The sequence below is a fragment of the Pseudomonas sp. M2 genome, assembly GCF_015751845.1.
In the GTDB taxonomy this organism is placed as follows: Bacteria; Pseudomonadota; Gammaproteobacteria; order Pseudomonadales; family Pseudomonadaceae; genus Aquipseudomonas; species Aquipseudomonas putida_E.
This window is the reverse complement of sequence record NZ_JADOUD010000001.1, coordinates 2,683,792-2,697,854: the sequence shown is the minus strand read 5'-3', so window position 1 is coordinate 2,697,854 and position 14,063 is coordinate 2,683,792. Positions and strand designations below refer to the sequence as shown.

The window sequence follows — 14,063 nt, the reverse complement described above, 5'->3', positions numbered from 1 at the left end:
GAAAGGGCTGCAAAGCAGCCCCAAATGCCCACATCACAGCTTGGCGATGGACACTTCAGTCGATTTCACAAAAGCGATCACTTCACTGCCCACCTGCAGTTCCAGCTCCTTCACAGAGCGGGTGGTGATCACCGAGGTGACGATGCCGGAGGCGGTCTGCACATCGATTTCCGACAATACCGGGCCTTCGAGGATTTCTTTCACGGTGCCTTTGAACTGGTTGCGGACGTTGATGGCTTTGATAGTCATGATGTGCTTCCTTCTCTATGGCTTCAGTCTGGTAAGTGAGTCATTCAGTGCGCCCAACGCAGTTGCGTGGGCAGAGGGGCTACAGGGTCCGGCTCTGGCGCAGTGCCCGGGGCCGACAGAACACGGTTGAGCACTTCGCCTTCCAGCGCGGCCAGACGCTGCGAACCACGCACCCTTGGCCGTGCCAGATCGACATTGAGGTCCAGGCCGACTGCCCCGTCCTCGATAAGGATCACCCGGTCGGCCACGGCAACGGCTTCGTTGACGTCATGGGTGACCAGCAGCACGGTGAAGCCGTGCTGACGCCACAGGCGTTCGATCAGTTGCTGCATCTCGATACGGGTCAGGGCATCCAGCGCACCCAGCGGCTCGTCCAGCAGCAGCAGGCGTGGCTGATGAATCAGCGCCCGGGCCAACGCCACGCGCTGCTTCTGGCCACCCGAGAGCGCTGCCGGCCATTCATTGGCGCGGTCAGCCAGGCCAACCGCCTCCAGTGCTTCCAGCGCACGGGGGCGCCAGTGGCCGGACAGGCCCAGGCAGACGTTGTCGATCACCTTTTTCCAAGGCAGCAGGCGAGCGTCCTGGAACATCAGGCGGGTTTCTTCGCGGGCCTCGGCCAGCGGTGCGGCACCAGCCAGAAGCTCACCGGCGCCGGGCTGGTCGAGCCCGGCCAGCAGGCGCAGCAAGGTGCTCTTGCCACAGCCGCTGCGCCCGACGATGGCAACGAACTGGCCGGCCGGAATGTGCAGGTCGATACCACGCAACACTTCACGCTGGCCAAAGGTCTTGCGCAAGCTATTGGCGGCCAGCGGGATACCCCGCAACAAGCGCGGAGGTTGCTCCTTGAGAATGGTCATGCGCCCTCCTTCCTGGCGACTTGGTAGGCCGGATGCCAGCGCAACCAGAGACGTTCCAGGCCACGGGCGGCGAGGTCGGCGAGCTTGCCGAGCACGGCATACAGGACGATGGCCAGGACCACCACGTCGGTCTGCAGGAATTCACGGGCATTCATTGCCAGGTAACCGATACCGGCGTTGGCCGAAATGGTTTCGGCAACGATAAGGGTCAGCCACATGAAGCCGAGGGCAAAGCGCACACCGACCAGGATCGAGGGCAGCGCACCCGGCAGGATCACCTGGCGGAACAGGCCGAAGCCGGACAGGCCATAGCTGCGGGCCATTTCCACCAGCGCCGGGTCGACGTTGCGGATACCGTGATAGGTGTTCAGGTAGATCGGGAACAGCGTGCCCAGCGCGACCAGGAAGATCTTTGCCGACTCGTCGATACCGAACCACAGGATCACCAGCGGGATCAGCGCCAGATGCGGCACGTTGCGGATCATCTGCACCGAGCTGTCGAGCAGGCGTTCGCCCCAGTTCGACAGGCCGGTGATGAAGCCCAGCACCAGCCCAATGCTGCCACCGATCACAAAGCCCAGGCCGGCACGCCAGCCGCTGATGGCCAGGTGGGTCCAGATTTCACCGCTGCGCACCAGCTCGACACCGGCGCTGACTACGGCGCTGGGTGCAGGCAGGATGCGCGTCGACAACCAGCCAGCACTGACCGCCAGCTGCCAGATGGCCAACAGCAGTACCGGCAGCGCCCACGGCGCCAGGCGCTGGGTCAGAGTGGAGGACGTTGCACGACTCATGGCTGCGCCCTCAGCTCTGCGACACGGACTTGGGCAGGATGTCGTTGGCCACCATCTCGCCGAACGGGCTCACGTAGCCACCGGTCTGCGGTTGCTCCGGGCGCTGCACGTCCAAGTGCGGGAACAGCAGCTCGGCAACGCGGTAGGACTCTTCCAGGTGTGGGTAACCTGAGAAGATGAAGGTATCTATCCCCAGGTCTGCGTATTCCTTGACCCGCGCTGCGACAGTCGGGCCATCACCGACCAGCGCGGTACCGGCGCCACCGCGTACCAGGCCGACACCCGCCCACAGGCTGGGGCTGACTTCGAGGTTGTCACGGTTGCCGCCATGCAATGCGGCCATGCGCTGCTGGCCCACCGAGTCGAAGCGCGCCAGCGAAGCCTGGGCACGGGCGATGGTGTCGTCGTCCAGGTGCGAAATCAGGCGGTCTGCCGCGGCCCAGGCTTCGTCGTTGGTTTCCCGCACGATCACATGCAGACGGATACCAAAGCGTACTTCGCGGCCCTGCGCGGCAGCCTTCTCCCGCACCTGAGCGATTTTCTCGGCAACAGCGGCTGGCGGCTCGCCCCAGGTCAGGTACAGCTCGACCTGCTCGGCGGCAAGGTCCTGCGCGGCTTCGGACGAGCCACCGAAATACAGAGGCGGGCGTGGTTGCTGAATGGGCGGATAGAGCAGCTTGGCGCCCTTCACCTGGATGTGCTTGCCTTGGTAGTCGACGTTCTCTCCCTCCAGCACCTTGCGCCAGATACGCGTGAACTCGACCGAGGCTTCGTAGCGCTCCTGGTGGTTCAGGTGCAGGCCATCACCGGCCAGCTCGTCGGGGTCGCCACCGGTGACCAGGTTGAACAGTGCCCGGCCGTTGGACAGGCGGTCCAGGGTTGCCGCCTGGCGCGCCGCGACCGTTGGCGAAATGATGCCTGGACGCAGGGCAACCAGGAATTTCAGATGCTGGGTCACCGGGATCAGCGATGCTGCCACCAACCAGGAATCCTCGCAGGAACGCCCGGTAGGGATCAGCACACCACCAAAGCCGAGACGGTCGGCGGCCTGGGCAATCTGTTGCAGGTAACCGTGATCGACCGCACGGGCGCCCTCGGATGTGCCCAGGTACTTGCCGTCACCGTGGGTGGGGAGGAACCAGAAAATGTTAAGGCTCATTGGAGTTGTCTCCTCAAAGGTGGCGAGGGCCACAGCGGCACCCCGGCACAGGCGAATCAATCAAGGCGCGCTGGCGACCTTGGCCGGGGGTGTCCAGATCGCGTCCTTGATGCTCAGCGGCTTGGGAATCAGCTTCAGCGCCTGGAAGGTGTCGGCGATTTTCTGTTGTGCGGCCACCACCTCGGGGGTCAGCGGCGCGGCACCGTAGCCTTGGCGCTTGACCGAAGTCAGGGTGATGTCGGCGGGCAGCCCGAGCAGCGCAGCGACCTGGTCGGTCACCTCCTGCGGGTTGGCCTGTGACCATTTGCCCACGGCGCGTACTTCTTCGATGAGGGCGTTGATCACAGCCGGATGCTGGGTCGCGTAGTTGCGGGTAGCCAGGTAGAACTGGTGGTTGTCGACCAGGTCTTTGCCGTCACGCAGGGTGCGTGCCTGCAGCTGCTGTTCGGCGGCGGCCTGGTACGGGTCCCAGATCACCCAGGCATCGACGCTGCCACGCTCGAACGCGGCGCGGGCATCGGCCGGCGGCAGGTAGACGGGCTGTATATCGCTGTACTTGAGGCCGGCCTCTTCCAGGGCGCGGACCAGCAGGTAGTGCACGTTCGAACCTTTGTTGAGCGCAACTTTCTTGCCTTTGAGTTCCTTCACCGACTGGATCGGCGAACCCTTCGGTACAAGGATCGCTTCACTGTGCGGCGCAGGCGGTTCGTAGGCCACATAGAGCAGATCGGCACCGGCGGCCTGAGCGAATACCGGCGGCGTTTCACCAGTTACGCCAAAGTCGATGGAGCCGACATTCAAGCCTTCGAGCAGCTGCGGGCCACCTGGGAATTCGGTCCATTGCACCTGGATGCCCTGATCGGCCAGCGCTTTTCCAGCGTGCCCTTGGCTTTGAGCAGCACCAGGGTGCCGTATTTCTGATAGCCGATACGCAGGCTTTCAGCCTGGGCTTGGGTAATGACGCCGAAGGACACAGCCGCCGCAAACAGGGCGACCAGACCACGACGCAAGAAGACTGTGCGCATGGCGCTCTCCTGTGCGAGTAGGTTCGGGTTGCACCTGCTTGCCTCGTTGACGGGCGAGTAAGGTGGATGACGCGATAAATCCGTTGTGCCGGTTCAGATGCTCCAGCGCTGGAAGTGTTGCACCTGAGGGCTGACATTAGCAGCCTTGGTATATTCCTAGAAATCATATTTTTTCATTTGTTTATTCCATAAAGTACTTTGGTGATTCTTTGATATTGGGGCCGCTTTGCGGCCCTTTCGCGACACAAGGCCGCTCCTACGAGGAACCGCGCCTTGTGTCGCGATGGGCTGCGCAGCAGCCCCACGCATGAAGCGGTTTGTGCAGGCATAAAAAAGGGCCGTCGAAACGGCCCGAATATCCCTGCTATGGCTAAGAGCAATGCAACGAGAATGCTTCAGCGATTGGGTTGCGGGGTCAGCCGCAGATAGGGTTTTACAGCGCGATAGCCTTTCGGGAAGCGCTGCTTGATCTCGTCCTCATCCTTCAACGAAGGCACGATTACCACTTCGTCGCCATCCTGCCAGTTACCTGGCGTGGCCACCTTGTGGTTGTCGGTGAGCTGCAGCGAGTCGATCACCCGCAGTATTTCGTTGAAGTTGCGCCCGGTACTGGCTGGATAGGTGATGGTCAGGCGCACCTTCTTGTTCGGGTCGATGACGAACAGCGAGCGTACGGTCAGGGTGTCGCTGGCGTTCGGGTGGATCAGGTCGTACAGGTCGGAAACCTTGCGGTCGGCGTCGGCGATGATCGGGAAGTTGACCACGGTGTTCTGGGTCTCGTTGATGTCCTCGATCCACTTGTGGTGAGAGTCGACCGGGTCCACGGACAGGGCGATGGCCTTGACCCCACGTTTGGCGAAGTCGTCCTTGAGCTTGGCGGTCAGGCCTAGCTCGGTGGTGCACACCGGGGTGAAGTCAGCCGGGTGAGAGAACAGCACACCCCAGCTGTTACCGAGCCACTCGTGGAAGCGGATCGTACCTTCGCTGGAATCTTGTTCGAAGTCGGGGGCGATGTCGCCGAGTTTGAGGCTCATGTGGTGCGGCTCCTTGGCTATGGGCTGGCCTTGTGATGTTCAATGTGCCTGCATTCCGATAAAAACAAAAAGAATAAATAACAATTTATTTATAACCATACGGAATACAAAATGATGAGCATAAAAAAACCTCGCGCTAGGCGAGGCTCTTTTTCACAACTACGTTTTACATGAAGTTGTAAGTGTAGTTCACGATTAGGCGGGCCTGATCTTTGTCTTTAGTGAACTCACTCGTCGAACCACCGCTCCCACGATAGACACCTTGACGCAGGCTGAAGCCGAGGCCTTTCAGCGTGCCCTCTTGAATGGTGTAATCGATACGTGCATCACGCTCCCACTCGCTATAAGTGCCGTGACCAGAACGGTAGCGGATGTCATCACCACGCAGATACGAAACGGCAGCTTTCAGACCTGGAACACCTAAACCGGCGAAGTCATAGGAATACTGACCGAAAGTGGTGTTCTCACCAGCACGGGCAAACTGGTTAATCATGCTGTCGGTGAACAGGTAGAAGCTAGCGCCACCGGCGCCTTCTAGTGAGGAAGCAGAGCCGTCTTTGCGGACGTTGCCCTGGTTCAGCCAGACAAAGCCACCGTCATCACCAACCTGTTGGTGACCGACCAGAAGCGAGTGGCCGCCCAAGGTATAGGTGAACATTGCAGACCAGGTTTTGTTATCAACCTCGCCAGCGTTCTTGGCGTAGCCATTGTTGTTGCTGAACGCGTAACCCGCTTCGCCGTTACGGCCATCGCTGCTGCTGTCGAAGTAGCGCAGGTCGGTTTTGAACGACTGGTTGTCAGCGATTTTGAAGACATGGGTCGCGCCCAGGAAGTGCTGCTTATAGAAGTCTTCCAGATTGGAGTAGTAGTACTGCAGGGTCAGGTCAGGAGTAAGTTTGTAGTCCAGACCGCCATAGCGGAACTTATTGCTCTCGTGGAAGGCACCAGCTACGGACAGACCGGTACGATTGCTCGATGCGCGCCCCATAGCGTGGGTCAACTGACCGGCGTTGATGGTCAGGTTGTCGATTTCTTTCGACTGAATGGTGCCGCCTTCAAAGGTCTGCGGCAGCAGACGACCGTCGTTGGACACCAAGATCGGCAGGTTCGGCGCCAGCGCACTACCATAGTGGACTTCGGTCTTCGAGAAGCGCGCCTTAGCATTGCCCCCGATCCGCGCCCAGTTATGAGCTGCAGAACCATCAGAATCACTTGGGAAGAAGGAGTTATCGGCGTCAGGACGGCTGCCACGGCCACCATCAAGGTGAATACCCCACAGCGCTTGTACATCAACACCAAAGCCTACGACACCCTGGGTGAAGCCAGACAGGTAGTCAAGCTTGAAGCCTTGACCTGCCTCTTTCTGATCTTCCACACCGCCTTCACGGGTGTCATCGTTGAAATACATGGTGCGCGAGCTGAGGGACAATTTGCTGTCTTCAACGAAACCGGCAGCGCCTGCTTGTTGGGCGAGAACCCCCAGTGCCACGGCCAGAGCCAGGCTGGACTTGTACATGTTTTGCTCCTCTACGTTCTAATTTTTGTGTATCTCTGGCGGCGGGATCTGATGCCCTGCTCACCGTGGACTGGCGATTTAGTCCCAAAGAGTGACCAGCAAGTCAATCGTTACTGAACATTTCACGACTTTGGTCTAAGACGCCACCTGCGCTACAGGATAATGACAATCCTATAAATCCAAAATGACCGTTTTATGAATTTGTAAGATTTTTAAGGCATATGGTTGAAACCTTTACTGCCAAAAGCTGTATCGGCAGACGCTTGTAATAGCTTTAGGTTATTTGCAAACGTTTGCTCATATCCTTATTTCCAATCGCTCTGTTAAGCGGAAAAGACCGACCATTTCACTTGGTCTTCGCCCAGAAGCCTGATCGAGCCCTTCAGCTTAAAGCGAATGGCTCCTATGCTAATTCCAAAAAGTTATTTATTTTCTATTTCTTAGATCATCTAGCCTTCTTGCCATCTATCACACCGATTGCCTGACAAGAGGTTCGACCATGATCCCGCACACGCCACTGCGCTTGCTCGCCGCCCTGACCCTCGCCGGCACCAGCGGGTTCGCCCAGGCCGCCGACCTGACCGTCGCCTACCAGACCACCGTCGACCCGGCTAAGGTGGCCCAGGTCGATGGCGACTACGAAAAAGCCAGCAAGGCCAGCATCGACTGGCGCAAGTTCGATAACGGCGCCGATGTGATCACAGCGGTAGCCAGCGGCGATGTACAGATCGGCTACCTGGGCTCCAGCCCGCTGGCCGCTGCCACCACCCGCAAGCTGCCGGTGGAAACCTTCCTGATCGCCACCCAGATCGGCGCCGGCGAAGCGCTGGTGGCCCGCGACAGCATCAAGACCCCACAAGACCTGATCGGCAAGAAAGTCGCCGTGCCCTTTGTTTCCACCGGCCACTACAGCCTGCTGGCCGCGCTGAAGAGCTGGAACATCGACCCGTCCAAGGTGCAGATCCTCAACCTCGCCCCACCGGCGATCATCGCTGCCTGGAAGCGCGGCGACATCGACGCCACTTACGTCTGGGACCCGGCCCTGGGCGTGGCCAAGGAAAACGGCAAGGTGCTGATCACCTCCGGGGAGCTGGCCGAGAAAGGCGCACCGACCTTCGATGCCTGGATCGTGCGCAAGGACTTCGCCGACAAGCACCCCGAGGTGGTCAAAGCCTTTGCCAAGGTCACCCTCGACGCCTACGCCGACTACCGCAAAGACCCGCAGGCCTGGCTGGCCAACAAGGACAACGTGGCCAAGCTGGTGAAGCTGTCCGGTGCCAAGGCCAGTGATATTCCTGCTCTGTTGCAAGGCAACGTCTACCCGCTGGCCGCCGACCAGGCCAACGCCCTGGGTGCACCGACCACTCAAGCGCTGACCGACACCGCCACCTTCCTCAAGCAGCAAGGCAAGGTCGACGCCGTGTTGCCGGACTATTCGGCCTACGTCAGCGCCAAGTTCTTGCCCAATTGATCCGGAGCCCGTCATGGCCTTGCTAGAACTGGAGCGCATCAGCGCACAGTACCCCGGCGCCAGCACCCCTGTGCTGGCCGACATCAACCTCAGCCTGGGCCCAGGCCAGCTGCTGGTAGCACTGGGCCCCTCCGGCAGCGGCAAGACATCGCTGCTCAACCTGATCGCGGGCTTTGTCGCCCCCAGCGGCGGGCGCATCACCCTTGACGGCGTGCCGGTGCAAGGCCCCGGCGCCGAACGCGGCGTGGTGTTTCAGGACGATGCCCTGCTGCCATGGCAGAACGTGCTGGGCAATGTCGCCTTCGGTTTGGAGCTGGCTGGTGTAGCCCGCGGCGAGCGAGAGGCCAAGGCACGGGAAATGCTGGCACTGGTCGATCTGGATGGCTTTGGCGAGCGGCGCATCTGGCAACTGTCCGGTGGCCAGAAGCAGCGTGTGGGCCTGGCCCGCGCGCTGGCGGCCGACCCAAGGGTACTGCTGATGGACGAGCCGTTCGGCGCCCTCGATGCGTTCACCCGCGAGCAGATGCAGGAACTGTTGCTGCAGGTCTGGCAGCGCACCGCCAAACCGGTGTTCCTGATCACTCACGACATTGAAGAAGCCGTATTCCTTGCAACCGAACTGGTGCTGTTGGCCCCAGACCCAGGCCGCGTGGTCGAGCGCCTGCAGCTGGACTTCGGCCAACGTTATGCCGCTGGCGAATCGGCCCGGGCCATCAAGTCTGACCGACGCTTCATTGAAACCCGCGAGCATGTGCTGGCGCGGGTTTTCTCTCAACGCCAAAGCCTGCAGGAGCACGCATGAGCAGCCTTGATCTGCCGGTCGCCAGCAAGCGCGACAGCCAAGCCCGGCCCGTTGATAAAGCGCGCCGCCAACTTTCTACCCGCTGGATCAGCACGCTAACCCTGGCCAGCCTGCTGCTGGTCTGGTGGCTGGTGACCGCCGCCGGCTGGATCGAGCCACTGTTCCTGCCAGCGCCCGGCGACATCCTGGCCAAAGCCTGGAGCTTGCTCACCCAAGGCTACATGGACGCCAGCCTGTGGCAACACCTGGGCGCGAGCCTGGGCCGCATCGGCCTGGCGCTGGTTGCCGCGACCCTGACCGCCATCCCGGCCGGTATCGCCATCGGCTACAACCGTGTGGCCCGCGGCATCCTCGACCCACTGATCGAGTTCTACCGCCCCATACCGCCACTGGCCTACCTGCCACTGATCGTCATCTGGTGCGGTATCGGCGAGTTGTCCAAGGTACTGCTGATCTACCTGGCAATCTTCGCCCCGATCGCCATCGCTACGGCCACCGGCGTGCGCACCGTCGACCCGGCCAGATTGCGCGCTGCGCAATCGCTGGGGGCGACCAAAGTGCAACTGATCCGCCATGTGATCGTGCCCAGCGCCCTGCCCGACATACTCACCGGCATCCGTATCGGCCTGGGTGTGGGCTGGTCGACCCTTGTAGCCGCCGAGCTGATCGCTGCCACCAGCGGCCTGGGCTTCATGGTGCAGTCGGCGGCGCAGTTTCTGGTGACCGACGTGGTGGTGCTGGGCATCCTGCTGATCGCCCTGATCGCCTTCGCCCTGGAGATGGGCCTGCGCGCCCTGCAGCGCAAGCTGGTGCCCTGGCATGGGCAAAGCCACTGACCGATTGCGGACTGACCACGCCGGCTACCCGGCGCCTGGAGTGAGAAAAGACATGAGCCTGACCGTTACCCCCCTCAGCCCGGCCCTCGGCGCCCAGATCAGCGGCGTGGACATCAGCGGCGAGATTACCGTCGAGCAGCGCGACGCCATCGAGCAGGCACTGCTCCAACACCAGGTGTTGTTCTTCCGGGACCAGCCGATCACACCCGAGCAGCAAGCGCGCTTTGCCGCGCGCTTCGGCGACCTGCACATCCACCCGATCTACCCCAACGTACCGCAAACCCCGCAGGTGCTGATCCTCGACACTGCGGTCACCGACGTACGCGATAATGCCGTGTGGCACACCGACGTAACCTTCCTGCCGACCCCGGCACTGGGTGCGGTGCTCAGTGCCAAGCAGTTGCCGGCCTATGGCGGCGATACCTTGTGGGCCAGCGGCATTGCCGCCTTCCAAGCCCTGTCGGCCCCGCTGCGCGAGATGCTCGATGGCCTGACTGCAACGCACGATTTCACCAAGTCGTTCCCGCTCGAGCGCTTTGGCACTACGCCTGAAGATCTGGCGCGCTGGGAAGCGACCCGGCGCAACAACCCGCCGCTGTCACACCCGGTTATTCGTACGCACCCGGTAAGCGGCCGCAAGGCGTTGTTCGTCAATGAAGGGTTCACCACGCGGATCAATGAGCTGAGCGAGTTGGAGAGCGAGGCGCTGCTCAAGCTGCTGTTCGCCCATGCGACGCGGCCGGAGTTCAGCATCCGCTGGCGCTGGCAGGAGAACGACGTGGCGTTCTGGGACAACCGCGTCACTCAGCATTTTGCGGTGGATGATTACCGGCCGAACCGGCGGGTGATGCATCGGGCGACCATCCTGGGGGATGCGCCGTTCTGAAAGAACGTTGGGAGGCCTTTGGCCTCCTTTCGCGACACAAGGCCGCGCCTACAGGCCTGTAGGAGCGGCCTTGTGTCGCGAAAGGGCCGCAAAGCGGCCCCAGCGATCTACCTGACCAGATGCAAGAACTGCATATGCCGCTCGTACTGGTCGAGGATGTCGTTGATGATCTGCTCCTTGCTGTAGCCCACCAGGTCGTAGTTCTGGCTGCCCTCGCTAAGGTGCACCTCCGCCCGGTAATAACGGCGGTTCTTCAAATCCTGCGTCCCCAACCCACCCAGCGCGAACGACGGTGTGAAATACCCGCGCATCTGCACCTGATAGATGAACGGCTGCTCTTCACCATGGCCCACTTTCAGGCTGACGTTGTCATGGCTAGGGTCATCCTGGGTCACCAGTACCAGGCCTTTCTGCTCGAACACCTCGCGCACATCGGCAATCGCCGGGCGCACCACGTCGTCCATGAAGCGGTACACCTCATCGCGTGACGGGAAGTGCACCGCCTGGCTCAGGCGCTGGCGCCAGCCACCACGGCCACGGCGGGACTGCGCGAACGGTGCCAGCGAATGCAACTGGGCAATCTGGCGCTGCGACTCCAGGTAGAACGCCTTATGCAAGCCCCACATCATGCACAGCAGGATCAACGAGAACGGCAGCGAGGTCAGCACCACCGCCGACTTGAGCGAATCGATGCTGCCGGCGAACAGCAGGCTGCTGGTGATCAGCGCAGTCATCGCGCCCCAGAAGATCCGCAACCAGTTCGGGCCGTCTTCATCAGCACCGCCATCCTTGGCGGACAAGGTCGACAGCACCACCGTGCCCGAGTCCGCCGATGTGACGAAGAACACGAAGCTGATGAACACCGTCACCGCGATGACGGTCTTGCTCCACGGGTAGGTCTCCAGCAGCAGGTACAGGCTCATCGACGGGTTATCGATGGCCGACTGGCCGAGCGCGGTCATGCCGTGGTTCAGCACCTGGTCCAGCGCGCTGTTGCCGAAGATCGACATCCACGCCAGGGTGAAGCCCAGCGGGATCAGCAGCACACCGAAGACGAATTCACGGATGGTGCGGCCACGCGAGATACGCGCGATGAACAGCCCCACGAAAGGCGCCCAGGCAATCCACCAGGCCCAGTAGAACACCGTCCAGCCGCCCAGCCAGTCACGGTTTTCGCCGTAGGCATAGACGTCGAAGCTCTTGCGTGGCAGGGCGCCAAGGTAATCGCCAAGGTTCTGGATCAAGGTATTGAACAGGTGCTGGGTGGGCCCGGCGAACAGCACGAACAGCAGCAGGGCACAGGCCAGGAACAGGTTGATGTCGCTCATCACCCGCACACCTTTCTCCACCCCCGCGACCGCTACGGCCACCGCAGCGCCCATCATCAGGACGATGAGCGCGATCTGCACCCATTGGCTATGGCTGATGCCGAACAGGTAGTCGAGGCCGGCATTGAGGTGCAGCACCCCGAAGCCCATGTCGGCGCCCAGGCCGAACACCGTGGCGATGATGCCGAAACCGTCTACCGCGTAACCGATCGGCCCGTTGATACGCTTGCCGATCAGCGGGTACAGCGCCGAACGCAAAGCCAGCGGCAGGTTGTGGCGGTAGGCGAAGTAGGCCAGCGCCATGCCGACGAAGGCAAACACGCCCCAGCCATGCAGGCCCCAGTGCAGGAACAGTATCTGCATCGCCTGGCGCCCGGCCTCCGCCGTGCCCGCCTCACCCTGGGGGGGCTGGAGCATGTGGGTCAGGGGTTCGGAAACGCAGAAGAAGAACAGCGTGATGCTGATACCGGCGGCGAACAACATGCCGGCCCACGACAGGTAGCTGAACTCGGGTTCGTCGTGGTCGGCACCGAGCTTGATCTTGCCGTAGCCGGACAAGGCGGTGACCACCACGAAGACCAGGTACAGGGTCATGGCCAGCATGTAGTACCAGCCGACCGTGTTGGCCGCCCAGTTCTGCGCTGCCAAGAGCCAGTCGCCCGCTGCTTGCGGTTGGGCGATGACCACCAGGCCGAAGATGAGGATGAAGCTTGCCGCAAAATAGAACACCGGAGGGTTCATGCGGATCTGGCTGTTGGAAGGGGTCGGTGCACTCATGGGGCATGCACCTCGTCGATTGACGTGAGGTTCGGAATGAACGGGTTCAGCAAAGGAATCCTCCTGTTGAACACCGGCAGCGGACCAGCGTTTTTTCGTTGAACAAGCGTTCAAGTTAAACATGGATCGGGATTCGATGCGACCCGGGCTGCTGATCGGCACATTCCTGCACCGGCGATAGGGCCGGTACAGGCAGTGAAGCATTCAGGTCAATTCTTGCCCTGGCAATCCAACTGTAGATTGGCCTGGGTAATGTTGCTTTCGGCCGGCACACTCCGGGTCAGCCACACATTGCCGCCAATGGTCGAACCTTTACCAATGGTGATCCTTCCCAGGATGGTCGCCCCCGCATAGATCACAACATCGTCCTCGACGATCGGGTGGCGGGCCAGGCCTTTGTGCAACGTACCCGACTCATCGCTCGGGAAGCGCTTGGCGCCAAGGGTCACCGCCTGGTAGATGCGCACACGCTCACCGATGATCGCAGTCTCGCCGATCACCACACCGGTACCGTGGTCGATGAAGAAGCTCGGGCCGATCTGCGCGCCCGGGTGGATATCGATACCCGTGGCCGAATGCGCCAGCTCCGAACAGATTCGCGCCAACAATGGCAAACCGGCCTGGTACAAATGGTGGGCCAGTCGGTGATGGATGATGGCGAGTATGCCCGGGTAGCACAGCAGCACTTCATCGACGCTGCGCGCGGCCGGGTCACCGTGGTAGGCGGCAAGTACATCGGTGTCGAGCAGCACGCGCAGGCCTGGCAGGGCGGCGGCAAAATCCTGGATCAGGCGCAGTGCCTGGGCATCGACGGCGGCCAGGTCGGCATTGCTCTGGCGCGCGGCATAGCGCAGTTCCAGACGTGCCTGGGCCAGCAACGCGGTCAGCGCGGCGTCGAGGGTGTGGCCAACGTAGAAGTCCTCGCTCTCTTCGCGCAGGTCGACCGGGCCCAAACGCATCGGGAACAGCGCACCGCACAACTGCTCGAGGACCTGGCGAATGGCCTCGCGCGAGGGCAATTCGCGCCCGCCCTGCTCGCCAATGCTGCGGCCATTGTGGCTTCGCCACTGCTCACGGGCGCTGCGCAGGCCGCTGACAATATTGTGCAACTGCCAATGCGCGGATGAAGGTTGTTCGCTCACGGTGATCTCCTGCCAGGGCCAATCAGATAGTTTGCAATCCACTTTACGGCAAATCAGCCCCTTGGAAAAAACAACGCTTTATTCCATCCTGCGCTAAGTCGGGCATAAGCCGCGATGACGGACCCGGCATCGTCGCCTACCCTCAAAGCAGCCAAAACCCGGCACAGATCAAAAAGGAAATAACAAA

At 61.5% G+C, this 14,063-nt stretch carries 12 protein-coding genes and 1 pseudogene; 4 read left to right on the top strand and 9 right to left on the bottom strand.

The genetic code is table 11. The features are described 5' to 3' along the window. Positions 1-33: 33 nt before the first annotated feature. The 7 genes and pseudogenes from IWW33_RS12470 to IWW33_RS12440 all read right to left on the bottom strand — a co-directional run bounded on the left by IWW33_RS12470 (position 34) and on the right by IWW33_RS12440 (position 6,634). Positions 34-249 carry a molybdopterin-binding protein gene (locus tag IWW33_RS12470; protein ID WP_008095172.1) on the bottom strand — a complete coding sequence of 72 codons (216 nt, stop codon included), beginning with the start codon at positions 247-249 and terminating at the stop codon, positions 34-36. A 44-nt stretch (positions 250-293) separates the two neighbouring features. After that, positions 294-1,106: an aliphatic sulfonates ABC transporter ATP-binding protein gene (gene ssuB / locus IWW33_RS12465; RefSeq protein WP_174141980.1), complete on the bottom strand. Its 813-nt coding sequence runs from the start codon at positions 1,104-1,106 to the stop codon at positions 294-296. Next, on the bottom strand, positions 1,103-1,900 hold the full coding sequence (gene ssuC / locus IWW33_RS12460; RefSeq protein WP_174141981.1) for an aliphatic sulfonate ABC transporter permease SsuC: 798 nt from the start codon (positions 1,898-1,900) through the stop codon (positions 1,103-1,105). The genes ssuB and ssuC overlap by 4 nt, the downstream gene beginning before the upstream one ends. 10 nt (positions 1,901-1,910) lie before the next feature. After that, complete coding sequence (gene ssuD, locus IWW33_RS12455; protein WP_174141982.1) at positions 1,911-3,059, bottom strand: FMNH2-dependent alkanesulfonate monooxygenase; 1,149 nt, start codon at positions 3,057-3,059, stop codon at positions 1,911-1,913. A gap of 60 nt (positions 3,060-3,119) precedes the next feature. Continuing rightward, positions 3,120-4,084, bottom strand: a pseudogene (locus tag IWW33_RS12450) (sulfonate ABC transporter substrate-binding protein). 395 nt (positions 4,085-4,479) lie between these two features. Further along, the gene (locus tag IWW33_RS12445) at positions 4,480-5,118 is read right to left on the bottom strand and encodes a peroxiredoxin (protein WP_012316733.1); all 639 of its coding nucleotides are present in this window, start codon (positions 5,116-5,118) and stop codon (positions 4,480-4,482) included. A gap of 166 nt (positions 5,119-5,284) precedes the next feature. Next, complete coding sequence (locus tag IWW33_RS12440; RefSeq protein ID WP_161871810.1) at positions 5,285-6,634, bottom strand: OprD family porin; 1,350 nt, start codon at positions 6,632-6,634, stop codon at positions 5,285-5,287. A 499-nt stretch (positions 6,635-7,133) separates the two neighbouring features. Between IWW33_RS12440 and tauA the strand changes: the two genes are divergently transcribed. Genes tauA through tauD form a run of 4 tightly spaced genes read left to right on the top strand, consistent with a single transcriptional unit; the run spans position 7,134 to position 10,629 of the window. Then, a complete protein-coding gene (tauA, locus tag IWW33_RS12435) occupies positions 7,134-8,105 on the top strand; it encodes a taurine ABC transporter substrate-binding protein (RefSeq protein ID WP_174141984.1) in 972 nt (323 codons plus the stop codon). A gap of 13 nt (positions 8,106-8,118) precedes the next feature. Then, entirely contained in the window at positions 8,119-8,907 is a 789-nt protein-coding gene (gene tauB, locus IWW33_RS12430) for a taurine ABC transporter ATP-binding subunit (RefSeq protein ID WP_174141985.1), read from the top strand. Further along, positions 8,904-9,743 carry a taurine ABC transporter permease TauC gene (tauC, locus tag IWW33_RS12425; RefSeq protein ID WP_125924696.1) on the top strand — a complete coding sequence of 280 codons (840 nt, stop codon included), beginning with the start codon at positions 8,904-8,906 and terminating at the stop codon, positions 9,741-9,743. Before tauB ends, tauC begins: the two co-directional genes overlap by 4 nt. A gap of 52 nt (positions 9,744-9,795) precedes the next feature. Beyond that, positions 9,796-10,629: a taurine dioxygenase gene (gene tauD, locus IWW33_RS12420; RefSeq protein WP_174141986.1), complete on the top strand. Its 834-nt coding sequence runs from the start codon at positions 9,796-9,798 to the stop codon at positions 10,627-10,629. 107 nt (positions 10,630-10,736) lie between these two features. Here tauD and betT read toward each other — a convergent pair whose 3' ends face one another. Next, the gene (betT, locus tag IWW33_RS12415; protein ID WP_217433396.1) at positions 10,737-12,698 is read right to left on the bottom strand and encodes a choline BCCT transporter BetT; all 1,962 of its coding nucleotides are present in this window, start codon (positions 12,696-12,698) and stop codon (positions 10,737-10,739) included. 245 nt (positions 12,699-12,943) lie between these two features. Next, positions 12,944-13,876 carry a serine O-acetyltransferase EpsC gene (gene epsC, locus IWW33_RS12410; protein WP_174141987.1) on the bottom strand — a complete coding sequence of 311 codons (933 nt, stop codon included), beginning with the start codon at positions 13,874-13,876 and terminating at the stop codon, positions 12,944-12,946. Between the last annotated feature and the right edge of the window lie 187 nt (positions 13,877-14,063).

Bases quoted from the DNA above. Each gene is read 5' to 3' on its own strand.
- IWW33_RS12470 (WP_008095172.1), bottom strand. From the start codon at position 249: ATGACTATCAAAGCCATCAACGTCCGCAACCAGTTCAAAGGCACCGTG.
- ssuB (WP_174141980.1), bottom strand. From the start codon at position 1,106: ATGACCATTCTCAAGGAGCAACCTCCGCGCTTGTTGCGGGGTATCCCG.
- ssuC (WP_174141981.1), bottom strand. From the start codon at position 1,900: ATGAGTCGTGCAACGTCCTCCACTCTGACCCAGCGCCTGGCGCCGTGG.
- ssuD (WP_174141982.1), bottom strand. From the start codon at position 3,059: ATGAGCCTTAACATTTTCTGGTTCCTCCCCACCCACGGTGACGGCAAG.
- IWW33_RS12445 (WP_012316733.1), bottom strand. From the start codon at position 5,118: ATGAGCCTCAAACTCGGCGACATCGCCCCCGACTTCGAACAAGATTCC.
- IWW33_RS12440 (WP_161871810.1), bottom strand. From the start codon at position 6,634: ATGTACAAGTCCAGCCTGGCTCTGGCCGTGGCACTGGGGGTTCTCGCC.
- tauA (WP_174141984.1), top strand. From the start codon at position 7,134: ATGATCCCGCACACGCCACTGCGCTTGCTCGCCGCCCTGACCCTCGCC.
- tauB (WP_174141985.1), top strand. From the start codon at position 8,119: ATGGCCTTGCTAGAACTGGAGCGCATCAGCGCACAGTACCCCGGCGCC.
- tauC (WP_125924696.1), top strand. From the start codon at position 8,904: ATGAGCAGCCTTGATCTGCCGGTCGCCAGCAAGCGCGACAGCCAAGCC.
- tauD (WP_174141986.1), top strand. From the start codon at position 9,796: ATGAGCCTGACCGTTACCCCCCTCAGCCCGGCCCTCGGCGCCCAGATC.
- betT (WP_217433396.1), bottom strand. From the start codon at position 12,698: ATGAACCCTCCGGTGTTCTATTTTGCGGCAAGCTTCATCCTCATCTTC.